The sequence below is a fragment of the Microbulbifer jejuensis genome (assembly GCF_047289955.1).
GTDB lineage: Bacteria > Pseudomonadota > Gammaproteobacteria > Pseudomonadales > Cellvibrionaceae > Microbulbifer.
This window is the reverse complement of sequence record NZ_JBLBUB010000004.1, coordinates 33,541-59,179: the sequence shown is the minus strand read 5'-3', so window position 1 is coordinate 59,179 and position 25,639 is coordinate 33,541. Positions and strand designations below refer to the sequence as shown.

Genomic DNA, 25,639 nt, shown 5'->3' with positions numbered 1-25,639 from the left:
AGCGTCAACACCGCTGGGCGCCCTCTCCCATCAAAAATCCAAAACCAACCGAATTGTATTCAATTCCGGGAGCCGCGGGTGGACGCGTCGGGAATCCGGCTCAGACACCCGCGGGCCTGGGCCAGCAGGGATTCAATCAGATCCCGGTAGCTGGCATCCGGGCCCAACTGCGCACCGAGGGAGTCCAGGGTCCCATAGTGCAGGCCCAGGTGCCTGGCCAGCTGTCTGTCGCGCGCGTTTTCCGGGACATCGCCAAACAGACAGCCCTCCCCCGCACCAGAGAGATCAAGCATGGCTCTGGCACCGTACCCCCTATCGCTGCCGTAGGCCAGCGCGCGTGTCTCTATCCCGGCGGAACCAAAGAAATGCCCGTAGGCGTCGTGGGTCACCACTATAGGCACGTTACGATAGCCCCATAGGGCGCGATCCAGTACTTTCTGCAGGTTGGCCATGGAGCGCGAGAAATCCCGCGCGCGACGTCGATACAACTCGGCGCTTTGCGGCCGCAGCTGTGCCAGACGCTCGGCAATTTGCGCCGCCGCAATGGCCGCGTTGCGCGGGCGCAGCCACAGGTGCATGTCCGCAGCGCTGGCGCCCTGATATTCAAAAGTACTATTGGTCAACAGCTGCAACTGCCTCTCAGCGGGTAGAGATGCCATCTGCCCGGCCATAACACCCTCCATCTGCGGGCCCAGCCACACGATCAATAATGCCCGCTCCAGAGCTGCCCGTTCAGGGATACTGGGTGCATAGTGGTGTGGATCCCTTCCCTCGATCAATATCCGAATAGGTATCTCACCCTTGGTAATCTCCTGTGCGATCAAAGCCAGCGGGCGCACGCTCACCACCAGCTCCCCCCCAGGGGAAGGTTTCGGATCACCACAGGCCAGGAGGCAAAAACCGAGCAGGGCCAAAACGGATAAAGGGAAAATACGCGTAGAGGGAAACATGGAAGATAAATGGCAACGCAAAACTGCGATATAATCACAACCGGCTTTAAGCCGCCAGCCCGATTGGCCAACTCCCAACCCAACGGGCTCGCAGCAACGCCGGAACACCCATGCCTCTTGCCCATGCCAGCCCCGGAGATTTCACCCTGAGCCCTTCTGAGTCGCTCATTACTGCCGACAATGTCTCTCTGCAGCTCGCCGGTCGGCAACTGCTAAAGGACATTACTTTAGAGTTGAGACAGGACGACATAGTCACCCTTATCGGCCCAAACGGTGCCGGCAAAACCACGCTGCTGCGACTGCTGCTGGGCCTGTCCAGACCCAGCAGCGGCATCATTTGGCGCAAACAGGGGCTGCGTATCGGCTATATGCCCCAGCGACTGCACATTGACAGCGCCATGCCTATGTCGGTCGAACGCTTTTTATTATTGGGTCAGCGGCATTTGAAGCCTTCCCAGGCGCAGGCCGCACTGGACAGAGTCGGGGCCGGGCAGCTAAAAAATACCAGCCTGTCCAACCTCTCCGGCGGAGAGATGCAGAGAGTACTGCTGGCCCGTGCGGCATCCCGCAAACCACACCTACTGGTTCTGGATGAGCCCACCCAGGGTGTGGATGTGGGTGGCCAGGGTGAATTGTACCAGTTGATCGCCACGCTTCGGGACGAACTCGGTTGTGGCGTTCTGCTGGTTTCCCACGATCTGCGCCTGGTCATGGCGGCCACGGACCGGGTACTGTGTCTCAATCAACATATCTGTTGTCACGGCCTCCCGGAACAGGTCAGCCGGGACCCGGCCTATCTGGAGCTGTTCGGCGACAAGGTGGCCCCATACACCCATCAGCACAACCACCAACATCACCTCAGCGGCGATATCGCGAATGCAGCCGATTGCCCGCGCGAGTACTCCGACCCAACACCTGCAGCCAAAGACAAAGAGTGAACATCAGTGATTGAGCCCGGCGAATTACTGCACAGCCAATTCCTCTGGTACGCCCTGGGCGCCGGTCTGCTGGTCGCTTTGGTCAGCGGCCCTTTGGGGTGTTTCGCCGTTTGGCGACGCATGGCCTATTTTGGCGATACCCTGGCGCACTCCGCCCTGCTCGGCATCACCCTGGGTTATGTTTTGCATATTCTGCCGATACTGGCGATAGGCGGTACCTGTTGCCTGCTGGCAATACTGCTCGTGTACCTGCAGCGCCGCCAGAAACTCGCCGTGGACACCCTGCTTGGGATTCTTTCCCACTCAATGCTCGCCCTAGGCATCGTCACCATAGGCCTGTTCGGGATTAAAGCGGATTTACTCTCACTTTTGCTCGGCGATCTGCTCGCAGTCAATGGCCAGGACCTGCTGCTGATGTCTGCCACTGCGATGGGGATTCTTTTGCTGCTCTTTTTTCTCTGGGAGAAACTTCTGGCCTTTACTCTGCACGAGGAGCTCGCTTCTGTTGAGGGGATACCCGTAGAGCGGGTGCGCCTGGCACTGATGTTGATGCTGGCACTGCTGATCGCCATCGCCATGAAGGTCGTGGGTGTATTGCTGATTACCGCGCTGTTGATCATTCCCGCTGCGGCTGCGCATAAGCTCTCCCGTACACCGGAGTTCATGGCCATGATGGCGTCGCTGATCGGATGCCTCGCCGTCGTACTCGGTCTGCTGGCCTCGATTCTGTGGAATACCCCTGCAGGTCCCGCCATCGTGCTGGCGGCCGCGCTACTCTTCCTGATCTGTCAGTTGTGGCCAACCGGAACCAGATAGCCACTGGGTACCCTTTGTACAATGTCTCTGGCAAGGCACTAAGGCCCCATGGTGTATTTGATTGCCGCCCTAGAAAGGCGCTGCGCAAACCGGTCTGGCGTTCCCCAGGGTTCAAGTACTTAGGGTAAACCGTTACTGCTGCAGTTTGGCGCGTTGATTCTCTCAATAATGGGATTTATATCACCCATTTCTCCAATAAACCGCTGCCCGGCCGACAGCCAATTGTTTCGGTATTCCGCCATTGCTAGTGTTGCCCGACGACCAGCCATTTTGGGCCAGTCACGGATAATGACGACAAAAGGAAGAGCAAGGATCATGGAAAATTTCACTCCCCGCCGCACCTTACTGGCCAGCGCCATCCTCGCCGCTGCCGCCGCAACAACACCACAAACCCTCCTCGCCGCCGAGGAAGGCGCCATCGAAGAGATCACTGTTGTAGGGTCGCGCATCAACCGCAACAGCGAATTTGAGAATGCCACACCGGTGCAGGTTTTGGATCGCGAATCCATCGAAAAATCCGGTTACACCAATCTGCAACAGTTATTCGAAAAGAACCCGGCCGCCGGTAACGGCACCTTTTCCACCCGCGGCAACAATCAGGATTCTACCGCCAATGGCGCCGCCGCTGTGAGCCTGCGCGGTATGGGCTCGGACGCCACCCTGGTATTGGTCAATGGTCGGCGTGTGGCTATCAGCGCCTTTGCCGAGGGCATCACCACCAACTTTGTCGACATCAACAGTATTCCTCTGGCCGCTGTTGAGCGGGTGGAAGTCCTGAAGGACGGCGCCTCCGCCATTTATGGGTCCGATGCGGTGGCCGGTGTGGTCAATCTGGTGCTGCGCAAGGATTTCGAAGGCGCGGAGATCTCCATGGATTACGGCGGTGCCGACGGTTATGACGAGCAGTCCCTCTCCGCAGTCTGGGGCATCAACGGCGAAGACTCCAACCTCACAGTGATCCTTGACCACCATAAAAACAGCCGCCTGGCCAGTACCGAGCGCAGCGGCCTGGGCACAGCTAATCAGTCCGGCCGGGGTGGAGAGGACTTCCGCTCGTCGCGGGGCTACCCAGGCAGTTTTACACTACCCAGCGGGGTGACGGTCCCCGACCCGAACTGTCCGGAAGAGCGCGATACCGGAACGGTCTGTGTCTACGACTACGGCCCCTGGACTCTGATTACCCCGGAGGCGGAGCGCACTGGCCTGTTGATGCTCGGCCACACAGATCTGACCGAGAATATTGAATTCTTCAGCGAAATTGCTGTGCAGCACAATACCTCTGTGGCCCAGGGCGCCCCTACCCCGCTGGACGGAGATGCTGAACTCTACGTGGACGCAGATCATCCCAACAACCCCTTCGGTGAACGTGTGAATATCTTCCGCTATCGCACAGTGGATGCAGGCGCACGCCAGTGGGATATAGAAACCGATAATCTGCGCGGTGTCTTCGGGCTGCGCGGCGGTATTTCCGATTGGAACTGGGAAGCCTCGGTACAACGCTCCCGCAGCGAGTCCACACAGACCGGCAATCGCTCCCAAGGCTGGGTTCGCACGGATCTGCTGCAGGAGGAAATCAATGCGGGGCACTACAACCCCTTCGGTGGCGTACAGAATCCGGACGCTGTGATTGACGCCATTACCACCAGCCTGGTGCGCCAGGGAAAATCCGAGCTTACCAGTTATGACCTCACCATCAATGGCGATCTGCTCGATACCACCAGCGGTATGATCGCAATGGCGACGGGGCTTGAGTACCGCGAGGAAAAAGCTTCCGATAACCCCGATGACCAGTTCCAGCGCGGCCTGATCTTTGGCACCGAATCCGTATCCGCCAAGGCCAGCCGGGATATCACTTCCGCTTTTATTGAATTCGCCATTCCCCTCCCCGCCAATTTCGACCTGACCCTGGCTGGTCGCTATGACGACTACAGTGACTTTGGCAGCACGACCAACCCCATGGCCAACTTGTTGTGGACCGTCAATGACAGACTGTCCCTGCGTGCTTCCTGGGGCACCGGATTCCGGGCCCCCTCCCTGGCACAAATAGGACTTGGCGAATCCCAGGAATCTCTGTTTTTCGTAGATACCTATGGCTGCGAGATCAATGAAACCTACTGTAATCAAACAGACTATACGATTGTATTTTCTGGCAACCCGAATTTAGATGCGGAAAAATCTGAGTCTTATAACTTTGGCATTGTGCTCGAGCCTCTAGAGGACATGCAATTGTCTCTCGACTACTGGAGTATTACCCAAGAGGATAAGATTGATAAGGTTTTTGGCCACCTATATAGCCAACACTGTAATGATCAAGAAAGTAGCATTTGTCGAAGGGACACTCCTCTTGGCGAGGATACGCTTGGAAACTTGCAGTCTATTACCGGTGAGATAATTAATGTTGGCGAGCAATCTGCGTCAGGTATTGATCTTACCTTTGTTTATTTTGGCATTCCTTTAGCGGGAGGAGACTTGGGTCTTCGGTTGGACTATACCTATCTCAATGAATTCGAACGGGTTGAACAACTTTCTACCAGTTCTGCATTGAATAGTAGAAATCTAGCGGGAGAGTATGAATATCCTGAGCATCGATGGTCAGCAAGTGCCGACTGGAGCTTTGACAATTTTGAATTCAGGATGGGGCTTAACTATATAGGAGAGTTTGAAGATACTCCAGATATAGATTTTGACGGCACTTTAGATTACGACACCAATACTTCCCGCACTGTGGACTCATTCCTGACCACAAACCTGCAGGCGCGGTACACCGGTTTTACGAATATGATCTTGAGCTTGGGCGCAGATAATGTTTTCGATGAAGCGCCCCCCTTTGCGATTGGTGATGGCGACTCTGATCTGTATGGCTATGTACAATCCCAGCATGATCCGCGCGGCCGTTTTATCTATGGGAAAATGACTTACACGTTTTAATATGGAGTGAACAGTCCTTAAAAAGGGCGGCGCTTTGCCGCCCTTTTTTACGGCTGCACATTGATCCATGCGGAGGGTTTTTGCCACAACCTCCGCCCCGGGCTTTGCGCATTTATCTGCGTGTTCCACGCCACTTAGGAACGCCCGCTTTCATTTCCCTGTCTGCTCCGGGGTGAACAGGTTCCGAGCCCGCCCTGTGAAATTCATACACCGTCATAATGATACCAACCAACATACAAATAAATACACTGGCTGCGATCACAAGAATGTATAAGTCAGACACTGTCAGTCCCTACGCGCGATTAATGCCGATACCTTAAAGTAGATGCCAAAAGCCAGTATGCTCGGCACCCAAAGCGCAGTAAAAATCCCCTGCGCCTTATATCCACTAAACCACAAATAACCAGACAGGATAAAAGATATGGCAACCGCCAACAAAATAAAAACATCCGAAAGCTTGAACACAGGTATCTCCCAGTTAATCGTCATCATACTCCCAGAAGCCAACGGCGGCGATCAGCAAACCGAAAATTGTGATTGCCGCAGGAATACGCAGCCCCAATACCCCAAAAACCTCATAAAGTGACGGAACAATGCCCATAGCACCGAACATCCCCCAAAGCAGGAACGGCACAGCGATCATCAGACCAACCACTCCGGTAATGCATCGCGCTCTTCTCGAGCGACAAAAACTATCGAAAAGATTCCTCAAGATGGGTTCCAGTGCTGCCACACTTTATGGGATTAATAGTTAACAACAGGATAGCCCATTTTATTTTAAATTCAATAATATCAATAGGTTAAATTAACTTTCAGAGGTAATTACTGTATATACAATTAGTGTTTTACACCTTGCGGTCTCTACAGGTAGACACAGTTACCCTCTACTGCATCTGTATATACAATCAGTGATTTTATTTAGAGGATAGAGAAGAACGCATGTGAACCTTTCTGATAGAATTGGTTCGAAAAAATGAGCCATAATTAGCCCCCATTCGACATGAAAAAGCAATGAGGTTTGTCATGCTTCAGAAGGTAATGCGTGACTACACAGCACCGAACAGTCAATTCAAGTCTAATCCTAATGCGGCTAAGCAAGAAGCGAATGGGAAGCCTGTGGCAGTTGCGGCACACAACCGAGTACAGTTTTACGCAGTACCAGCCGACCTGTTCGAGCAGATGGTTGAGTTCTGCGAATATGCCCAGCGTGGTACATCCGAGTTGAAACATGGTATAGCTCGATTTTCCGGTTCGGCAGAAAAAAGCGTTGAAGAATCAGCCACATCTATGGCAAAGCGTCTGGCAAATATAAGTGGTTCTGATTTAGGGGACTTCAAGAAGGAGAAATAGTGGAAGCACCAGGCATAGAGGTTATCCCGGCATATACAGGTACATCTGCCGATGAGGATGTTATTGAGGAAACTGCGCCCCCTGCAGGCCACCACTTTTTGGCTGACGAAAACAGGTTAGAGCAGGGGGTAAAAAGAACATGAAGCGCTTTCTAAGCCCTAATTAACTTCCAGGGCTTTAGCGCTTATACAGCATTGCGAAACCGTTTAGTGATGCGGATCATCAACATGATCAGCAAGACGGCAAGCAAGAGCAATACCAACCCACATGCCCATACAATTAGCGTTGCATTGGCAACCAAATCTGATGACTTCAAACTGCTGATAGCCTGCATTCTTGGAGATGTAATATGCTTATCAAGCACAATATCCCCGATCCCATTACCATCCATATCCGGCAACTGTGCAAAATAGTTTATTTGCGCCTGCCAGTTTTTATACTCTTGAATTCCCGGTATTTCTGGGTCTCTGTCAATGATACTGTCATTCAGATCGGTTACTGGCTGACCATGGCGATCTTTAGGGACTATACTGACCAGCCCATAACTCAGTTCGGAGATAGTCCTGGCAAAGCCACCGACATAACTGGATGCGGAAAAGCTGTATAGTTTGCTGTCGTCTGATAGATCCAGTGGGACATATCCCAGCTCGTCGGAGCCCAGTTCAATAGAGGTAATTCGATCCAGTGGTGGGCGCAGTGTGTTATAGCTGAAGCGCAGGCCCGAAAAGCGCGGATAATAGTCATTTCCTTTAATGATGTAGGCAAACGACATCACTTCCATCAGGCCCCTGATCTCCTTTGCCGTCATCCAGATTTTCAGTAATGGATAGCCGGGCTGATCATCAGGCCCTATCCCCAGTGGCTGCAACCGGAATATATCCGATACAGACTGAACACCGGATTCACCGGCTATTAAATCATCCCGGATCAGGCTGTTCGTGGTCAGGGCGATGTCACTGCCGCTGGCGAAGCGAATCCCATCGGCCACCAGATTCCCTAGGGCATTGTCCGAGTATTCTCTGGTTAAGGTTTTCGGTGTTTGTACCAGAGGTTGATAAAAAGAAAAGTCGTCGGTCATCACTTCCTTATTGATCAGGGTCTTAAAATTTTCCACTTGTAGAGTAACGTCTGACTTACCCAGAGTGCGGTCATCAATTCTGTGCAGCTGATAGTGTTTAACACGGACCTTTCCAGAATCATCAATGCCAAGGTTCAACTCCCCAAGATAGCGCGTGTCCGAGCCGGCCTGAACAATGGCGGTCTCTCCAACCATAATCGGCTCCATCAGAAGCGTATGGCTATGACCGCCAACAATCACATCAATACCGGGAACCTGTCGGGCATACTTAACTTCCTCACCACCCCAGCTGCCATCGTCCATTATCCTGACACCACTGTGAGATATCAAAATAACGACATCTGCATTTTGTTCTTCTCTTAACAGCTTAACCATGGTTTTTGCTGTGGCCACCTGATCTGCAAAAACCGCAGGGTTATCATCGGGCGCAAGAACTTCGGCGGCTTCATTACCGATCAAACCGAACAATCCAAAGCGGATATTGCTTTTCTCAATCACTTTCCACTTCAGGATCGTACCGTCTTTCTGCAGATGCTGTTGCGCTGGAGGCAGCTTCAGGTTGGAAGTAATAATGGGGGGCAAATCCTGAAGGTGCTCTTTAGCGGCTTCCAGCATTTTTGAAAGACCGTCTGAACGAAAATCAAATTCATGGTTGCCCAGAGTAACAGCGTCATAGCCCAGATTTTTCATCAATCTCAGCTCTGGGGCATGTTTCCGGTACAGGGTATGGAATAGCGTGCCCTGACTGATATCACCTCCGTCCAGCAATAGAATCGGCTGTTCCCCAAGTGCCTTTCGACGATCATCAATCAGTGTCGCCAGGCGAGCTACGCCGCCAATGGTCTGATCATCGTTGATCGAATTCGGTGTATATTCAGAATTTGGCCCAAATCCTAACAGGCGGGATTGCCAGTCATTCGTATGCAAAATGGAGAACTGTGTTTCTTTCGCCATCAGTAATGGTGACGTTAACAAACTAAACAGGAGAATCCATCGAGTCAAAACCATCATTATTCTTATCGCTTTGTCACTTTGAGAATTTTGGCAGTATACCTTTAGAACTAGAGTTTAGGATGCATTGGCCATCCAATGGCCGTTTTTTACCACCGAATACCCAGTTCAACCCTTTGCTTTAATTTAAAAATATCTATTTTCTTGCTCTTTATGCGCTTTTAAACATAAATTCACCATTCGGCGTCTGGAATTTCTTCAATGTTGTACTCCACCAGCCGCGAAAACCTGTATTCTGTAATTTCTTCACCTCATCTCCGCCAACAACTCTGAGAAGTTGGATTAACTTTGCGAAACGCTCTTCCATTCAAGTAGTTACTGGTAAAAACCGGCCAATCAGAACTGCGTATTCGGGGTTAACTGCAAACCATATAGAATGCTCTAAGCCGGTTACTTTCTTGCAGGGCAGTTGCACTACGATTTTCAAGCTGTAATAGCGGCCCCGATCCCGTATTGACTCCACGAATGCCTTGAACTGCGTTATCGTTATCCAAACGACCCAATGAGAAGAATCGCTTATCAGATCATTTTTTATAACTTTATAGGGTAATCTTCGCCGAAAACATGTCACTATACGATGATCTGGTGCAATTCCCCTGTACTTTCAAGCTTCTCTGCTACTGAATAGAATAGACACCGAGCGATTTTTTGGCTCAATCAGGTTTGTTGAATAGACTATTTATCTTCCTTCAATTCACGCGCCTGATAATAAGCTTCTTCACTGATTTGATGATAGGCTTTCACATCCTGCTCGAACGCCTTGAATGCCTGGTAAACGCGGTCAAATTCCGGATCCTGCGCTGCAGTCTCCCGCAGGATTTCCGCATTAATTGTCTTCAGGTGGGACAGTACCTCATCCGGCAGGCGCCTGACCTTCACGCCGTGCTCTTCCACCAGCTCTTTCAAGGCACGGTTATTGCGCGCAGTGTACTCGTCCAGCATATCCTGGTTGGCTGCGCGGGCCGCGACACGCACGATTTCCTGCAGATCTTTCGGCAGTTGCTCGAAGGCCTTCTTGTTGATGATAAATTCCATCATGGAGCCGGGTTCATGCCAGCCGGGGTAATAATAGTACTCGGCCACCCGGTGGAAACCAAAAGCCAGATCATTGTAGGGGCCGACCCATTCGGTGGCATCGATCACACCGGTCTGCAATGCGGTATACAGCTCGCCGCCGGGGATGGTAACTGCCGTTCCGCCCGCCCGGCTAAGTACCTCTCCGCCGATACCGGGAATACGCATCTTCAGTCCCTTTAAATCCTCAACGGAATGGATGGATTTGTTGAACCAGCCGGCCATCTGCACACCCGTGGAGCCCCCGGCCAGGGGAATCAGGTTAAACGGCTCGTAGAGTGCCTGCCAGAGCTCCAGACCACCGCCGTGATGCAGCCAGCCATTCATTTCCTGGGCATTCAGGCCGAAGGGCACGGCGGTGAAAAACTGGGCCGCCGGTATCTTTCCCTTCCAGTAATAGGCGGCACCGTGCCCCATTTGCGCGGCGCCCTCGGAAACCGCACTGAAAACCCCCAGCGCGGGCACCAGTTCGCCGGCGCCGTAAACCTTGATCTTCAGGCGCCCGCCCGACATAACCGCCACCTCCTTGGCAAAATGCTCCGGCGCGCGACCGAGGCCGGGAAAGTTCTTCGGCCAGGTGGTAACCAGCTTCCAGTGATACCGCTCTTGAGCACCCGCCTCAGTGTATTGTTGTTTCGGCCCCAGCGATGCACGGGATACCACCAATACAGCAAAGGTAATCACGAGCAAAGCCAGGAGACCGAGGATAACGGCGGGGTACCAGTTAATTTTCTTCATCGCTACCATTGATCGTTTTCTTTCTTTGGCTCGGTGCAAGCCGTCTTCGTTTTCTCACGCTGACAAAGGCCAGTGGTCGGTTCCCATTTTGTTCACACATTCCGGCTTGCGCGGGAATCACCGCTACATGGGCTGTAACTTTGCCATAGCCACCACCAACCACTTGCTACCGGCATCGTCAAAGTTGACCTGCACACGGGCGCGGGGGCCACTGCCTTCAAACTGCAGTACGGTGCCCTCGCCGAATTTGGGGTGATCGACGCGCCCCCCCAAAGCCAGTGGTGGCAGGTCGTCGAAATCCGGCGGCGGGTCGGAAAACTCTCCCACCCTGCCATAATCGGCTTGGTACAGCGGTCGCGATATCTCGGTTTTCAGCCGCACCTCCTGCACCAGGCTGGCCGGTATTTCACCGATAAAGCGGGAGGGACTGTTGTAGGTTTCGCTGCCAAACAGGCGGCGGTTTTCCGCATAGGTGATATACAGCTTGCGCATCGCGCGGGTAATACCCACATAGCAAAGGCGGCGCTCCTCCTCCATACGGCCCGGCTCCTGGGCGGACATTTTGTGGGGAAACAGATTTTCTTCCACACCGGCCATAAACACCAAGGGGAACTCCAGGCCCTTGGCGGAGTGCAGGGTCATCAGCTGCACCGCGTCCTCAAACTCATCTGCCTGCCCTTCGCCGGCATCCAGTGCAGCACTGTCGAGGAATTGGTTGAGCAGCGGAATCGCCCCCTCCTGATCCCCGCCCTCCGGCAGGTCCACGCCGGTAAAAGCGCGACAAGCGCTGACCAGTTCCTGCAGGTTCTCCACCCGGGTCTGGCCTTTCTCGCCTTTTTCCTTGCCGTGGAATGCCAGCAGGCCACTGGTTTCAATCACATCTCCGGCGATTGCCTCCAGCTCTTTGTCTTCGGCATTGGCGGCCAGCCGGTTGATTAAATCCAGAAACCCCTGCAGGGCATTGCCCGCACGGGCGGCGAGCACCCGCTGTTGCAGCATCATCTTGGCCGCCTGCCACAGGGAGCAGCCCTGCTCGCGGGCATAGGAACGCACCATTTCCACCGTGCGCGCACCGATACCGCGGGTGGGTGTGTTCACCACCCGCTCGAAGGCGGTATCGTCGTTGCGGTTGGCAATCAGGCGCAGGTAAGACAACGCATTTTTGATTTCCAGGCGTTCGTAGAAACGCTGACCGCCGTAGATACGATAGGGGACCTGTTCGCGCAGGAGTCCTTCTTCAAGCACCCGCGACTGGGCGTTGGAGCGGTACAAAATGGCAATACTGTCCCGCCGGCTGTCGTTGCCGACCCAATCTTTGATGCGCTCGACAATAAAACGCGCCTCATCCTGCTCGTTGTAGGCGGCGTAGACAGAAATGGGCTCGCCTTCCTCGCCCTTGGTCCACAGCGCCTTGCCGAGGCGGCCGCGGTTGTGGGTGATGACTGCGTTGGCGGCATCGAGGATGCGGGAGGTGGAACGGTAATTCTGCTCCAGGCGCACTGTCTGCACACCGCGCAGGTCTGTGGAAAAGTGTTGGATATTCTCGATCCTGGCGCCGCGCCAACCATAGATGGACTGGTCGTCGTCGCCAACCGCGGTGATATGGCTCTCTTCACCGGCTAGCAGACGCAGCCAGGCGTATTGAATCGCGTTGGTATCCTGAAACTCGTCCACCAGGATAAAGGGGAAGCGCTGGCGGTAGTGGGCGAGGACACTGTCGTTGTTGAGCCACAATTCGTGGGCGCGCAGCAGCAATTCGCCAAAGTCCACCAGGCCGCCACGTTGGCAGGCCACCTCGTAGGCAGCATAAATGCGCACCATGGTCTGCAGCCAGGGGTCGGCACCGGCATTGATATATTGAGGGCGCAGCCCCTCGTCCTTTTGCGCGCCGATCCACCACTGGGTTTCGCGCGCCGGCCACTTTTTCTCGTCCAGGCCCAGATCCGCCTGCACCCGCTTGAGCAGACGCAGCTGGTCGTCGGCGTCGAGTATTTGGAAGTTTTGCGGCAGCTTGGCCTCCTGCCAGTGCGCCTTGAGAAGGCGGTGGGCAAGACCGTGGAAAGTGCCCACCCACATACCGAAGGTATTCACCCCCAGCAGCGTTTCAATACGCGCACGCATCTCCTTAGCCGCTTTATTGGTGAACGTCACCGCCATAATGGCATAGGGCGAAGCACCCTCCACCCGCATCAGCCAGGCGATGCGGTGTACCAATACACGGGTTTTGCCCGAGCCGGCCCCGGCCAGGACCAATTGATTGCCCGGTGCTGCGGATACCGCCTCACGCTGTGCGTCGTTGAGGGGGTCTAGAATCTGAGATACGTCCATAGGCGAAAATTGTACCAGAGCTTGTGTGCAAGGCCTGTGTAAATACACAGGATCTTGCCCAGACTGACCACACAAAGCCGCTCGCCAGCGATGCGCGCAGGGGCTACACTGCGCCATCTGAGATTGCGAAGGAAGTCCTGTGAAACCGGCGGAAGTCACGCAAAAAATCAGCGAACAGCTCTCCTCCATGCGCAAATCCGAGCGCAAGGTCGCGGAGTATATTCTCGCCAATCCCGGCGAAATTATCCATATGCGTATTGTCGACCTGGCCACCGAGGCGCAGGTCAGTGAGCCCACCGTGGTGCGCTTCTGCCGCGCGGTGGGCTGCTCGGGCTTTCAGGAATTCAAGCTGAACCTGGCCCAGCAGCTGGCCTCCAGTCCCAGCTTTGGCCAGATCGCGGTGACCGAGACGGACACCATTGCCGAATACAAGCGCAAAGTGTTCGACTCCACCGTGGATACACTGCTTATGGTTCGGGACAAAATAGACAACCGCGCGCTGGAAGCCGCGGTAACCGCCATGGCCGCAACCAGGCGGGTTGAATTTTTTGGCTTTGGAGCCTCCGGCGCCGTCGCCGCCGATGCCCAGCACAAATTCTTTCGCCTGCAACTGGCCACGGCCGCACATTCTGACCACCATATCCAGAATATGTCGGCCATGTCCATGGAGCCCGGCGATGTGGTGGTGGCGATCTCCCAGAGCGGTCGCACCAAGGCGCTGCTGCGCTCCATGGGTATGGCGAAAAAACAGGGGGCCCTGGTCGTGGGTCTGGCACCCAGCGGCTCACCGGTAGTGCAAGAGGCCAATATCCCGCTGGAAGTGGATGTGGAAGAGGATATCGAGATCTACACGCCGCTGTCCTCGCGCATTGCCCATCTGGTGGTGATCGATGTACTCGCCATCGGCGTGGCGCAGCGCAAGGGGCCGCAGTTGCAAAACCACCTTTTGAAACTGAAGCAGGGCCTTTACACCCTGCGCGAAGACAAACACTGATTTTGAGTGTATTGCCGCGCCTTCGCAGGGGATAATAGGCGCACACCTCCTGACATGCGCCCCGCGACCGTGTTTAAGGCAACTTGCACCCAGGATTGCCCCTGTTGGGAACTATCCACACCAAGCCGTACCAGAGCACAATCAATGACCACCCCATCAACCGCTGAACAAAAAGCCCCACGCTGGCTGGTGGTGTGGCTGGCAGCGCTCGTTTCACTGACCCCTTTCTCCATCGACAGCTACCTGCCGGCAATTCCTGCCATGGCCGCGGCACTGGAGTCCGAAGTGGCGCGGGTCCAGTACTCGGTTTCCAGTTTTTTGCTCGGCTTTGCCCTGGGGCAACTGTGTGGCGGACCGCTGTCGGACCGCTGGGGGCGGCGACTGGTGGGCACCATCGGCCTCATCGTGTATATCGTCACATCGCTGCTGGTACTGTTTGCAGACCATGTGGACCAACTGATTTTCCTGCGCTTTCTGCAGGCTATCGGCGGTGGTTTTGCCACGGTGATCTGTGCCGCCATCGTGCGCGATCTGCACAGCGGTCGCGAGGCCGCCAAGATTATCTCAATCATCAGCACCATGATGTTGACCGCGCCTTTGATCGCGCCTTTGATCGGCTCACTATTACTGGAAATTGGCGGCTGGCAGAGTATTTTTGTTTTTCTGCTGCTGTACGCGATGGCCATGCTGCTGCTGGTGTATCGGCTACTGCCGGAAACCGTGCCGCGCTTCACCCGGGCCCGGCGCCAGCGGATGCCCCTGGGCTCCCTGATAGCCAGCTATGCCGTGGTTCTGCGCAACCGCCGCGCCCTTGGGTTTCTCGCCGCCCAGGCCTGTGTCAGTGGCTCGATGTTTATTTACATCACCACAGCGCCCTTCGTTTTTATGCAGTATTTCGGCGTTAGCGCCAGCCAGTTTCCGCTGTTTTTCGGCGCCTGCATCCTTGGGTTGATCTTGATGGTGCAGGTGAACATCCGCCTGCTCAACCTGTTTCAGCCGCGCATGATATTGCTGGCGGGCATTACACTTCAGCTGCTCGGCTGCGGCCTGCTGCTGCTGTGCACCCTGACCGGTATCCGGGAATTAATCCTGTGGATGGTACCTTTGGTACTGGTGATAAGCTGTATCGGCATCATCGCGCCAAACGCCACCGCCTGTTACCTGGAGTTTTTCCCGAAGATGAGCGGCAGCGCCAATGCCCTTTACGGCGCTGCGATCTTTATTACCGGCGGTGTGCTGGGCGGGCTGGTGAGCAGCCTGCACACCGGCACACTGACCCCTATCGCCGGGTCGATGTTTGCCTCGGCACTGGTGGCATTGTTCAGTGCCGTTGTTGTCGCCAAAGCGCGCAAACCCATTGAGCCAACCCAGCGACTCACACCGCGCTGAGGTGGCCCGTCAGGCACTTTTGCCGTTTTCCTCCTCAAGGGCCCGCTGCACCTCCGGCCGCTCCGCCATGCACTTTTTGAAAGCCTGCAATCGTGGCCAGCGTGACATATCGAACTGCATGGACTCCAACCAGGTGGACAAGACATACAGGTAGGCATCCGGCACGGTAAAATCCTCCCCCATCAGGTAACCCTTTTCCAGGTGCCTTTCGATATAGTCAAAACGCCGGATCAGGTTTTCGCGCGCATGCTGCTGTTCCTCCTCGGGACCGTTCGCGAACAGAGGTTTAAACAATTCATGCACTTCCGCACTGAGGAAATTGAGCCACTCGAGCAAGCGGTAGTGGGCGAGGGTGCCCACCGGTGGCACCAGATTGGCATCGGGCTTTTGTTCGGCCAAAAACTGCACAATGGCAGCGCCCTCAGTGAGTATCTCCCCCCCATCCAGCTGCAGTGCCGGAACATAGCCCTTGGGGTTGATCTTTCTGAAGTCATCGCCGTTTTCCAGGGTGTGGGTTTCCAAATCCACTTTACACAAGTCCAGATCGATATCCGCTTCGCGGGCGACAATATGTGGGGACAGGGAGCATGCACCGGGTGAGTAGAAGAGCTTCACGGGTATTCCTCGGTTGGCAGTTGTGTTGCTAGCAGCAGTATAGAAGCGCTTTCCGGGATGTCTTTAATACCGGTGTATTTTTCCACGCCCCATACTATCCCCGGCCGTGGGGCGCTGCGTAATCAAGTTCGGGTCCCTTGGGGACTATGCCGGTGGGGTTGATATTGCGGTGACTATCGTAGTAGTGGTGCTTGATATGGAAAAAATTCACCGTCTCCGCTACACCCGGCTGCTGATACAGTTCACGGGTAAACCCCCACAGATTTTTGTAATCCGCCAGGCGCTGTTTGTTACATTTGAAGTGGCCGTGGTAGACCGCATCGAATCGGATCAGCGTGGTAAACAGGCGCCAGTCCGCCTCGGTAATTCTGTCGCCCGTCAGATAGCGGTTATTGTGTAAGCGCTGCTCCAACTGGTCGAGCGTGCGAAATAACGCTTCGTAGGCCTGCTCGTAGGCTTTCTGAACGGTGGCAAAGCCGGCGCGGTACACACCGTTGTTCACCGTTTCATACACCACCGCATTGGTGGCGTCGATGTCGCCGCGCAGGTCTTCTGGATAGAAATCCTCCGGATTGCCGGTGAGGTGATCGAAAGCACTGTTGAACATACGGACAATTTCCGACGATTCATTATTGACCACACACGCCCGCCGCTTGTCCCAGAGTAGGGGCACGCTGACATGGCCAGTATAATCGTCGCGGTTGCGCAGATATAATTGGTACAGATAATCCGAATGATAGAGCGGATCGCCACTACTGCCCTCCTCCGTATTGAAAGACCAGCCGTGCTCGCGCATAAAAGGGCTGACCACTGACACGTCGATATAGGGCTCCAGCCCTTTTAATTTGCGCAATATCAGGGTGCGGTGGGCCCAGGGGCAGGCCAGGGAGACATACAGGTGATAGCGGCCGGCCTCGGCATCAAAGCCACCCTCACCACTGATTCCGGGACTGCCGTCGGCGGTGATCCAGTTGCGCAATTGCGCCGCTTCCCGCACGTATTCGCCACCGGTTTTTCCCGTGTCGCGCCTTTGGTTCCGCCAGCGGCCATCGACAAGCTGACCCATCGCCTTCTCCTCAGGCCGCCGGTTATTGACGGCCTCCCGTTTTCGCCGGGGTGCGGCGCTACTTGCCTCTTACCCAGTGATCCAAGCTGAAGCGGCCCGCGCCAGCACAGGCGAGTAGCAGAAAACCGCCAGCAATAGAGAGGTTCTTCATAAAGCTGGTCATCTCACCGGAATCATCGGGAACAAAATGCACCATGCCGGCACTGACCAGGCAAAACAGGAAGAGAAGGATTGCAGAAAAGCGGGTAAAGAAACCGAGCAGCACCGATAACCCTCCGGCCAGCTCCACCAGAATCACCAGCGGCAATAACAAAGCCGGCAATCCCATCGATACCATAAATTCCTCTGTCATCGCATACTCGCCCAGCTTGCCCCAGCCGGCAATAATAAACAGCAGGGACAACAAAACCCGGCCAATCAATTTGGAGGTATCGCACAGCACAGGATGGTTAGCCATGGCTTTCTCTCTCGCGGTTGCACGCCAATCGATAAAGGGATGCCAACAGTGTAGCCCGGAACAGCGGAAATGCGGCAGCTGGGGGAAGACTGTAAAGGCATAGGGTTTCCCTGGGGCAATCATCATCGGGGCATGTCCAATCCAAACCCCCGCTTCCTGTCGGGTGTTAAGAGGGTAAATGGGTTGTGTCTACCCGATGAGCGGTTACAATTGCGCGCCCTATTGCATCGGGGTGCAGCCCAGCTGTACCCGCAGGGCGGGGCCATTGCACGGCAGTACCCCCTACCGCGCTCGCGAAAAATCGGCCACCCCCTGCACGACTACAATAACGGCACCCTTACACACTGATTAATTTGTCCGTCGAGCGGGCAGGCGCCGCTGCCCCATTGAGAGTTGGGGAGACCCCTAAGTGGCCCCGCCCCGGAGTCCAGGCACGGCATGGAAGTTTATTACACCTTTTGTTTTCTCGGCGCTGTGTCGGTTTTTCTCGCTTTTCTGAACCAGCGGGTGTTGCGCGCGCAGACCACCATTGCCATTACTACCGGTGCCCTGGCGCTGTCACTTGTTGTTACCGGCCTGGGGAAACTGGGATTGGTGGAGCTGCGCACCTGGGTGGACCAGTTGCTGCCGCTGCTCAACCTGCAGGATATCCTTTTGAAGGGGATGCTGGGCTTCCTGCTTTTCGCCGGCAGTTTGCATATCGATTTGCTGGAACTGCGCAACCAGAGACTGGAAATCAGCCTGCTGGTCATCGTCGGTACCCTGATCTCCACCTTTGTCGTGGGCGCGCTCCTGTACTGGCTCCTGCTGCTCATCAATATGCCGGTAGCCTTCGTTTACTGCCTGTTGTTCGGCGCATTGATCTCCCCTACCGACCCCATTGCGGTACTGGCGATTATGAAAAACCTGAAAGCGCCGGAGCAGGTATCCATCCAGGTGGAAGGGGAGTCCCTATTTAACGACGGCTTTGGTATTGTGCTATTCACCGTCATCTACGCACTGGCTTTTGAAGGCAGCCAGCCCACGGTATCAGCTGTCGCGGAGCTGTTTGCCACCGAAGCCTTGGGCGGGATCCTGCTGGGTCTGATCATCGGCGGTATCTTCCACTGGCTGATCTGCAGCACTGACGACCACAGCCTGGAATTGCTACTCACCCTGGCAATCCCTTCGGCGGGATTCTCCCTGGCCAATATACTCGGTGTCTCCGGCGCCCTGGCGATGGTGGTCAGCGGTATTATCATCGGCAATTTCACCCGCGAACGGGGCTTCTCCCGGGTAAGTCAGCACGAACTGGATAACTTCTGGAATATCACCGAGGATTTTCTCAACGGTTTACTGTTCCTGCTGGTAGGACTGTTCCTGATCACAATCAACCTGCGCCCATTGGATTATCTGTTGATGGCAGCGGGAATCATTATCGTGCTACTGGCACGGGTGTTGGCAGTGGGGGTCCCGTTCCTCTACCTGAAAAGCCGGCGCAACTACCACCCCTATACCGGCCGGATACTGATCTGGGGCGGACTGCGCGGGGGCCTGGCACTGGCGCTGGCCATGTCCCTGCCGGCCGGCAGTGCCTTTGTGCAGGGACAGGACCTGCGCTATCTGTGGGTGGTGATGACCTACGGCGTGGTACTCTTTTCTATCGTGGTACAGGGCTCTACCATAGCCCCCTTGATACGCCGCAGCCGGGAGTTTGCCGAGCCGGAAAGCACCGTGAAACCCTCCTGACGGCAAACCGCCAGACAGCGACAGACAATCGATGGAAAACACCAGTTTCCTTGCACACGCAGTCATCTTTTTGGGCGCCGCGGTTATCGCGGTCCCCATCGCCACCCGCCTGGGATTGGGGTCTGTACTGGGCTATCTACTCGCGGGCGTGGCCATAGGCCCGAGTGCGTTGGGGTTGGTGGGCGATGCCAGCGACGAAATGCACGTGGCCGAGTTCGGCGTGGCGCTGATGCTGTTCCTGATCGGCCTGGAACTGCAGCCCAGAAAGCTCTGGCAACTGCGCGGGGCCATCTTCGGCACGGGCAGCGCCCAACTGCTTTTGTCTGCCGCAGCGATAGCCGGCCTGGTGCTGGCTTTGTTTGAGCCAGGCTGGCGCTCGGCCATCGCCATCGGCCTGATTCTCGCCCTTTCCTCCACGGCCATTGTGCTGCAATCTTTGAGTGAAAAGGGCCTACTCAAAACCCAGGGTGGGCGCAGCGCCTTTGGAGTATTGCTTTTCCAGGATATCGCTGTTATCCCCATACTCGCCCTACTGCCATTGCTTGCGGGTATCCCGGCAGAGGCCCAGGAAGGGGGCCTGAGTGGTTGGCGCTATGGCGTTGCGGTGATCGGTACCATTGCCGCCTTCGCCATAGCGGGGCGTTACCTGCTCGGCCCGCTGTTGCGCCTGATTGCGGGCAGCCAGGTGCGCGAGATGTTTACCGTCACTGCGCTTTTGATCGTATTTGCCGCCGCCGCGGTCATGAGCTGGCTGGATTTATCCCCCGCGTTGGGCACCTTCCTCGCGGGGGTTCTGCTCGCCGAGAGCGAGTTCCGGCACGAGCTGGAAGCCGATATACAGCCTTTCAAAGGACTGCTGCTGGGGCTCTTTTTTATCGCTGTGGGCGCGAGCCTGAACTTCGCCCTGATCGCCGAGTACCCGCTGCTATTGCTGGGGCTGGTGATGGGTTTGGTGTTGGTAAAGTTCGGAGTTTTGTTCGCCCTGGCCCGTGTTCTGCGCATGTCGAAAGGGGAGGACTGGCTGTTTGCCCTGTCTTTGGCCCAAGCGGGTGAATTCGGTTTTGTGCTGGTCTCCTTTTCCACCCAAATTCAGGTACTCGACGCCGCAGCAGGCAGTCTGCTGGTGGCACTGATCGCCCTGACCATGGCGCTGACGCCGATACTGCTGCTTATTTACGAACAATATATCCAACCGCGCTTTATCGGTGGTCCGGACAGCCCGCTGGTAACAGACCACGGTGCCCCGGTGGACTCGGGCTCACCCGTGATCATCATCGGCTACGGCCGCTTCGGCCAGATTGTGGGGCGCCTGCTCAACGCCTGCGGATTTGGCACCACGCTGTTGGAGCGCAACGCCGAACAACTGGATTTGGTGCGCCGCTACGGCATTGAAGCCTATTACGGGGACGCCTCGCGGGAGGACCTGCTGCGCGCTGCCGGGGCCGGGAATGCGCGCCTGGTGATACTCACCCTCAGTGATCAGGCCGCCTCCCTGGAAATCGTCGCACAGCTGCAGAAATATTTCCCCCACCTGACGATTCTCGCCAGGGCGCGCAACCGCATGCACCAATATGCGCTGATGGAGGCCGGGGTACAGTATATTTTTCGCGAGACTGTGGACTCGGCCCTGTCCATCGGCCAAAAAGCCCTGGAGCTACTCGGCCTCAGCCCCCTGCGCGCGCGCCGCGCCGCACGCAGGTTCAAACAGCACGACCAGCGTATGCTGGAATCCCTGTTTCCCTACTGGCGAGATGAGTCCCAGCATATCGCCCAGACCCGCATCTACCGGGAGCAGCTACTGCAAGCACTACAGGAGGACAGACGCGACAAAGACCTGCACCTGGACCACTACTGGGAGGAGGCGCAACCCCAGGAGAAAAAGCAGTAGCCTTCCCTCAAAGACGCAATACAACATTGCAATGGTTTGGCTTTGCGGGCCACCCTGTAACCTGCAACGCTATAAGGAACCCGCAGACGAGCCCTTTGATATCAGGCTGGCCTCGACCAAGTCGACCTCCAGCACCAGCTTGCGGTGCAACTCATCGTCGATTTCTTTGCGCAGGCGCAGCTCAAAGAGCTGTTCGCGCTCCGCAGCAAGCGCAGCCAGACGGAAGTTGCGCTCCACCCGAGCGCGTATCCATACACTCTCCTCGCTTTCGTCGTCACGGGTGGTCATCCGGCGGCGGTAGAGGGCCAACAGGTGGTCGATGGCCTCATAGGCGATATCCTTATCCTCCCAGTCTCCATCCACCTCCTGTCGCAGGGCGGCCAGCCGTTGTACAGCGGCATTGGCAGCGGACAGTCTTGCGTCTTTTTCATCCCCAATCGCAGCCAGCTGCGGCGTATAAGGCAGCCGTCTCAGCAGGGGGGGCAAGGCAAAACCGGCCAGCAACAGCGATACCAGAATCACACCCATGGCGATTACCAGGGCCAGATCCCGGCCCGGCAGCGGGGCACCGTTCGGCAGCAACAAAGGCAAAGAAAAGGCCCCGGCCAGGGTAATGGCACCGCGCACGCCCGCCACAGTCAATACACTCACCAAGATAAAATGCGCAGAGAGGCTGTGAATACTGCGACGAAAGCGCGACAGGTACAGAGACACCCAAACCCAGGCAAAGCGCAAAAGCAGCAGGGCCAGGGATATCACCAGGATATACAGCGGGATCATCCAGGCACCAGCAAAACGCGCACCGGCCAAATCCGCCCCCGCCAGACGCACCAGCTGTTCGCCCAGCAATACAAAGATGACGCCATCCAGAACTGTCTGTACCGTATTCCACACCGCGCGACGGTCCATGCGCGTGGTGGACATTTCCGATCCGTGCAGATTGGTGTAATGGGTGGCGATACCCGCGGTCGCCGCCGCCAGGATACCTGACACCTGCAGGCTCTGCCCCACCATATAGGCAGCGAAGGGCACCAACAAACTCACCAGTATCTGTATTGCCGAATCCTCCCCCCCCAGGCGCACCAGCCAGCGCAACAGATAGCCGCACACAAAGGCAACTCCAACGCCAATCCCAATCCCGCCCACGGCAACCCAGAAAAAACCGCTCAGCGCCTGTGAAAAGGAAAAGCTGCCGGTCATCACCGCCGCCACTGCAAAGCGGAAAATATCCAACCCCGAGGCGTCGTTAAACAGGGATTCCCCGGCGAGAATATGCTCCAGCCGCGGTGGCATGGCACTGCCGCCATGTACCGCCGATACCGCCACCGGGTCGGTGGGCGCGAGGATCGCCGCCACTGCAAACGCTATGGCGACGGGCATGACGGGCACCAGCCAGGAGAGAAAAAACCCCACTCCCACCACCGTGAATACCACCAGCCCTACAGCCAGGGTGACGATCGGGCCCAGATCCCTGAAAAAGGCACCCTTGGGAATGCGCCAACCCGCCAGAAATAACAGCGGCGGAATAAAGAGCAGGAAAAAAAGTTCCGGGTCTAAAGGTATTTTTACACCGAATACGGCGCCGAGTAGAAACCCACCCGCAATCTGGACCAGGGGCAGGGGAATCGGCAGGGGCAATATGCGCGCAACAATCAGGCTGAGAGCCACAACCAGCAACAGCACCAGTGCCAGAACAAGATCGTGCATTACTTACTCATAATCCCTATGGGAGACCACTGTGCAGCGGCTGTTACCCAGCCATCAACAGTTCTCCGTAGCCTTATTAGACTGCCGCTCTTGAAATACTGGCCAGCCGCTTGGCATGGCTTGTAGCGCAAGAGCCTACCCAGGCCAATAAGTACAGCCAGTATAGGAAACCTAAGGATGCGAGCGCGCACTCTGCCCCTCGCCACTTTCTGCCGCTGCTCGCAATGGACCTTGTAAAAAGGGCTGCCGTCGGCGGCCCTTTTGTTGAGCGTTTGCCTTAATTACCGCAACTGATACATAAAGATTACAGATGTAAACAAAACGCTTGCTTTATGTGATTACGGATGTAAACATAAGGATCATGACAGACGAGAAAAAAACTATCAGCGTAGCTGAAAGCAAGGTAATGGAGGCGCTATGGCGCACCCAGCCCTTAAGCGCCGAGGACATAACAGCGGAAATTGCCGAAGAGCAAAGCTGGAGCGTTGGTACGATCAAATCACTTTTGAACAGGCTAATGTCCAAAGAGGCAATATCCGCAGAAAAGCATGGTCGTAAGTATCTGTATAGTCCAAACCTTACCCGTGAAGATTACATGAGCGCAGAGGGCCGAGGGGTGTTGGATCGCTTGTTTGAAGGTCGGGTGTCCTCGTTGTTTGCCCATTTTTCCAAACATGAAAATTTGTGCGCTGAGGATATTGCGGATTTGAAAAAGGCGATTAGGGAGCTTGAAAATGACAATTGATCTTTTGGCCTTTGATGGCCTGGCGCTTCTCCTGCAAATGGTGGCGGGCAGCACCGGCGCAATATTAATCGTGATGGCTTTTCGTAAGAAGCTAAGAACGCTTTTTGGTGCGCGCGTTGCTTATGCTTTTTGGACAATCGTTCCTATTGCCATGTTTGCTTGCCTGATACCGGCAGGTATCCAAATCGAGGTTCCTACTGCACTGAACTTGGTGCCCTCAACTGAGATTAAGCAAGCTGCCAATGAGACACTTGTTACACCCGTTCAGGATAAGCAGGCCTTTCCGACAACTATTAAAGGTTTTACTGTAGAGGCTGGGTCCTCAATCCCGGCATTTTTGACATCGCTGATTTTGCCCATGTGGATTTTGGGCTTTGCTTTTAATGCAGGCGTCCTCGTTTACCGGCATTTCCGCTATGTGAAAGACAACAAGCTGTCCCGCAAGGGTGATGGTGATGTTTTTGTGGCAGAACATGAATATGTTGGCCCTGCTGTGATCGGCTTTTTTACGCCCCGTATTATTGTGCCCTCAAACTTCGATCAACGATATTCTGCGCTCGAACAACAGCTTATTTTGGCGCATGAACAGTCCCATATTCAAGCCGGAGACATGCGCATTAACGCCTTCGCATTGATGCTGAAGTCGCTTAACTGGTTTAATCCATTTGCTCATATTGCTTTTGCCTTGATGCGGGTTGACCAGGAACTTGCATGTGATGAACGGGTTATGCGCAGGCATGGCCGTCACCGTCAAACCTATGCAGAAACACTTCTAAAATCCCAATTGATGTCGCAATCCGCACCCCTTGGATGCACATGGATGCTTCACAGTATTCACCCTCTGAAACAACGCATTGCCAGCCTTGCAGGTAGAGAAATGTCAGCCACGCGTCGTACCTTGGGAGTAATTGCAGTCATTGCTGTTGCCGCAACCTCTGGGACTGTTGCATGGGCTTCTCTTTCCAGCCATGTAGTCACAATTGACCGAGAGGATTCAGAAGTAGTTGAACAGAACCAAAACGTTATTGCTTCCTTACCCGAAGAGGAAAAAGGCCGGGCACTGGTAAATGCAATCCTAAGACGCCAGGATGATGTGGCTCACACTTATATTAAAGCAGGGACAGACGTCAATTATGTGCTCCGTGGAGACGGAACCCCGCTGGTTGCCGCTGCTTACAGAAACAATGTCACGATAGCCAAGGCGCTTTTGGATGCCGGGGCCGATGTCAATAAACCTGTGCGTGGAGTTCGTAATCCACTGATCATCGCTGCTCAGAAAAATGATCTAGCTATGGTCAATCTGCTCGTTCGTCATGGCGCCAACATCAATAGCTATGTCCGTGGTGACGGTTCGCCGCTTGTGGTTGCTGCACGTCGTGGACATACACAGCTTGCCCGCTACCTGATTAATCATGGTGCCAACGTAAATCAACCTGCACCAGGAGATGGAAATCCATTGATTATGGCTGCACGCAACGGTGATCTGACGATGGTCAGGATGCTGGTCGAGGCTGGTGCAGAAGTCGATGGATTTGTCCTCGGTGATGAAACGCCCCTGATCGGTGCTGCGCGCAATGGAAAGCTTGCAGTCGCGCAGTATCTTATTGATCGTGGTGCTGACGTTAATCTGAAAGTTAAAACAGATAACCCTGAACCACTTGCGCAGTACCGGTCTCCTCTCGGCCAGGCAGAACTGAAAGGCGGGCGTGCAATGGTCGCACTTTTGAAAAAAAATGGTGCCAAGAGCATTCTGGATCACGAAGACTAAACACCTTTTCCCGAGGTTTAGCTAACCAGGTCAATCAATAAGAGCTGGTTGCCATACGAAAGCGTCGCAAT

At 55.2% G+C, this 25,639-nt stretch carries 23 protein-coding genes; 11 read left to right on the top strand and 12 right to left on the bottom strand.

Going from position 1 to position 25,639, the window contains the following annotated elements:
• Nucleotides 1–59: 59 nt before the first annotated feature.
• On the bottom strand, nucleotides 60–845 hold the full coding sequence (locus ACL7TT_RS03640) for a metal ABC transporter solute-binding protein, Zn/Mn family (protein WP_299940209.1): 786 nt from the start codon (nucleotides 843–845) through the stop codon (nucleotides 60–62).
• Between the two features lie 215 nt (nucleotides 846–1,060).
• On the opposite strand from ACL7TT_RS03640, the gene ACL7TT_RS03635 reads away from it, so the two are divergent.
• Complete coding sequence (locus ACL7TT_RS03635) at nucleotides 1,061–1,888, top strand: ATP-binding cassette domain-containing protein (protein ID WP_413393236.1); 828 nt, start codon at nucleotides 1,061–1,063, stop codon at nucleotides 1,886–1,888.
• Between the two features lie 6 nt (nucleotides 1,889–1,894).
• Nucleotides 1,895–2,704: an iron chelate uptake ABC transporter family permease subunit gene (locus tag ACL7TT_RS03630; RefSeq protein WP_413393235.1), complete on the top strand. Its 810-nt coding sequence runs from the start codon at nucleotides 1,895–1,897 to the stop codon at nucleotides 2,702–2,704.
• A 119-nt stretch (nucleotides 2,705–2,823) separates the two neighbouring features.
• Here the strand turns inward: ACL7TT_RS03630 and ACL7TT_RS03625 are convergent, their stop codons facing one another.
• Nucleotides 2,824–3,021: a hypothetical protein gene (locus ACL7TT_RS03625; protein ID WP_413393233.1), complete on the bottom strand. Its 198-nt coding sequence runs from the start codon at nucleotides 3,019–3,021 to the stop codon at nucleotides 2,824–2,826.
• Between ACL7TT_RS03625 and ACL7TT_RS03620 the strand changes: the two genes are divergently transcribed.
• Nucleotides 3,020–5,632, top strand: a complete 2,613-nt coding sequence (locus ACL7TT_RS03620) for a TonB-dependent receptor (RefSeq protein ID WP_413393232.1) — start codon at nucleotides 3,020–3,022, stop codon at nucleotides 5,630–5,632. The two genes, ACL7TT_RS03625 and ACL7TT_RS03620, sit on opposite strands and share 2 nt — an antisense overlap.
• 285 nt (nucleotides 5,633–5,917) lie before the next feature.
• Here ACL7TT_RS03620 and ACL7TT_RS03615 read toward each other — a convergent pair whose 3' ends face one another.
• Nucleotides 5,918–6,097, bottom strand: a complete 180-nt coding sequence (locus ACL7TT_RS03615; RefSeq protein ID WP_299940223.1) for a hypothetical protein — start codon at nucleotides 6,095–6,097, stop codon at nucleotides 5,918–5,920.
• Nucleotides 6,098–6,110: 13 nt separating this feature from the next.
• Nucleotides 6,111–6,275 (bottom strand): hypothetical protein, encoded by a 165-nt coding sequence (locus ACL7TT_RS03610; protein WP_413393231.1) that lies wholly within the window; start codon nucleotides 6,273–6,275, stop codon nucleotides 6,111–6,113.
• Between the two features lie 380 nt (nucleotides 6,276–6,655).
• Here ACL7TT_RS03610 and ACL7TT_RS03605 point away from each other — a divergent pair, with 380 nt between their 5' ends.
• Nucleotides 6,656–6,982, top strand: coding sequence for a type II toxin-antitoxin system Phd/YefM family antitoxin (locus ACL7TT_RS03605; protein WP_413393230.1), 327 nt, complete (start codon nucleotides 6,656–6,658; stop codon nucleotides 6,980–6,982).
• Between the two features lie 184 nt (nucleotides 6,983–7,166).
• On the opposite strand, the gene ACL7TT_RS03600 is transcribed toward ACL7TT_RS03605, so the two are convergent.
• The 4 genes from ACL7TT_RS03600 to uvrD all read right to left on the bottom strand — a co-directional run bounded on the left by ACL7TT_RS03600 (nucleotide 7,167) and on the right by uvrD (nucleotide 13,211).
• Nucleotides 7,167–9,071, bottom strand: a complete 1,905-nt coding sequence (locus ACL7TT_RS03600; protein ID WP_413393229.1) for a bifunctional metallophosphatase/5'-nucleotidase — start codon at nucleotides 9,069–9,071, stop codon at nucleotides 7,167–7,169.
• A 151-nt stretch (nucleotides 9,072–9,222) separates the two neighbouring features.
• Nucleotides 9,223–9,378, bottom strand: a complete 156-nt coding sequence (locus tag ACL7TT_RS03595; RefSeq protein ID WP_413393228.1) for a hypothetical protein — start codon at nucleotides 9,376–9,378, stop codon at nucleotides 9,223–9,225.
• Nucleotides 9,379–9,746: 368 nt separating this feature from the next.
• Nucleotides 9,747–10,883 (bottom strand): TRAP transporter substrate-binding protein, encoded by a 1,137-nt coding sequence (locus ACL7TT_RS03590; protein WP_413393455.1) that lies wholly within the window; start codon nucleotides 10,881–10,883, stop codon nucleotides 9,747–9,749.
• 123 nt (nucleotides 10,884–11,006) lie between these two features.
• Nucleotides 11,007–13,211, bottom strand: coding sequence for a DNA helicase II (gene uvrD, locus ACL7TT_RS03585; protein ID WP_299945446.1), 2,205 nt, complete (start codon nucleotides 13,209–13,211; stop codon nucleotides 11,007–11,009).
• A gap of 139 nt (nucleotides 13,212–13,350) precedes the next feature.
• On the opposite strand from uvrD, the gene hexR reads away from it, so the two are divergent.
• The gene (gene hexR / locus ACL7TT_RS03580; RefSeq protein WP_413393226.1) at nucleotides 13,351–14,205 is read left to right on the top strand and encodes a transcriptional regulator HexR; all 855 of its coding nucleotides are present in this window, start codon (nucleotides 13,351–13,353) and stop codon (nucleotides 14,203–14,205) included.
• A 144-nt stretch (nucleotides 14,206–14,349) separates the two neighbouring features.
• Nucleotides 14,350–15,594, top strand: a complete 1,245-nt coding sequence (locus ACL7TT_RS03575; protein WP_413393224.1) for a multidrug effflux MFS transporter — start codon at nucleotides 14,350–14,352, stop codon at nucleotides 15,592–15,594.
• A gap of 9 nt (nucleotides 15,595–15,603) precedes the next feature.
• Here the strand turns inward: ACL7TT_RS03575 and gstA are convergent, their stop codons facing one another.
• The 3 genes from gstA to ACL7TT_RS03560 all read right to left on the bottom strand — a co-directional run bounded on the left by gstA (nucleotide 15,604) and on the right by ACL7TT_RS03560 (nucleotide 17,732).
• Nucleotides 15,604–16,209, bottom strand: coding sequence for a glutathione transferase GstA (gene gstA, locus ACL7TT_RS03570; protein WP_413393222.1), 606 nt, complete (start codon nucleotides 16,207–16,209; stop codon nucleotides 15,604–15,606).
• 94 nt (nucleotides 16,210–16,303) lie between these two features.
• Nucleotides 16,304–17,275 carry a glutathione S-transferase family protein gene (locus ACL7TT_RS03565; RefSeq protein ID WP_299945454.1) on the bottom strand — a complete coding sequence of 324 codons (972 nt, stop codon included), beginning with the start codon at nucleotides 17,273–17,275 and terminating at the stop codon, nucleotides 16,304–16,306.
• 58 nt (nucleotides 17,276–17,333) lie between these two features.
• Nucleotides 17,334–17,732: a DoxX family protein gene (locus ACL7TT_RS03560; RefSeq protein ID WP_413393220.1), complete on the bottom strand. Its 399-nt coding sequence runs from the start codon at nucleotides 17,730–17,732 to the stop codon at nucleotides 17,334–17,336.
• Nucleotides 17,733–17,801: 69 nt separating this feature from the next.
• On the opposite strand from ACL7TT_RS03560, the gene ACL7TT_RS03555 reads away from it, so the two are divergent.
• The 3 genes from ACL7TT_RS03555 (at nucleotide 17,802) to ACL7TT_RS03545 (ending at nucleotide 21,348) form a co-directional block, all read left to right on the top strand.
• Nucleotides 17,802–18,080: a hypothetical protein gene (locus ACL7TT_RS03555; RefSeq protein WP_413393219.1), complete on the top strand. Its 279-nt coding sequence runs from the start codon at nucleotides 17,802–17,804 to the stop codon at nucleotides 18,078–18,080.
• Between the two features lie 90 nt (nucleotides 18,081–18,170).
• Complete coding sequence (locus ACL7TT_RS03550; RefSeq protein ID WP_299945459.1) at nucleotides 18,171–19,460, top strand: cation:proton antiporter; 1,290 nt, start codon at nucleotides 18,171–18,173, stop codon at nucleotides 19,458–19,460.
• A 31-nt stretch (nucleotides 19,461–19,491) separates the two neighbouring features.
• Entirely contained in the window at nucleotides 19,492–21,348 is a 1,857-nt protein-coding gene (locus tag ACL7TT_RS03545) for a monovalent cation:proton antiporter-2 (CPA2) family protein (protein ID WP_413393218.1), read from the top strand.
• A gap of 69 nt (nucleotides 21,349–21,417) precedes the next feature.
• Here the strand turns inward: ACL7TT_RS03545 and ACL7TT_RS03540 are convergent, their stop codons facing one another.
• On the bottom strand, nucleotides 21,418–23,055 hold the full coding sequence (locus tag ACL7TT_RS03540; protein WP_413393217.1) for a Na+/H+ antiporter: 1,638 nt from the start codon (nucleotides 23,053–23,055) through the stop codon (nucleotides 21,418–21,420).
• Between the two features lie 361 nt (nucleotides 23,056–23,416).
• Between ACL7TT_RS03540 and ACL7TT_RS03535 the strand changes: the two genes are divergently transcribed.
• The gene (locus ACL7TT_RS03535; protein WP_299945464.1) at nucleotides 23,417–23,800 is read left to right on the top strand and encodes a BlaI/MecI/CopY family transcriptional regulator; all 384 of its coding nucleotides are present in this window, start codon (nucleotides 23,417–23,419) and stop codon (nucleotides 23,798–23,800) included.
• The gene (locus ACL7TT_RS03530; RefSeq protein WP_413393215.1) at nucleotides 23,790–25,568 is read left to right on the top strand and encodes a M56 family metallopeptidase; all 1,779 of its coding nucleotides are present in this window, start codon (nucleotides 23,790–23,792) and stop codon (nucleotides 25,566–25,568) included. Before ACL7TT_RS03535 ends, ACL7TT_RS03530 begins: the two co-directional genes overlap by 11 nt.
• Nucleotides 25,569–25,639: the final 71 nt, after the last annotated feature.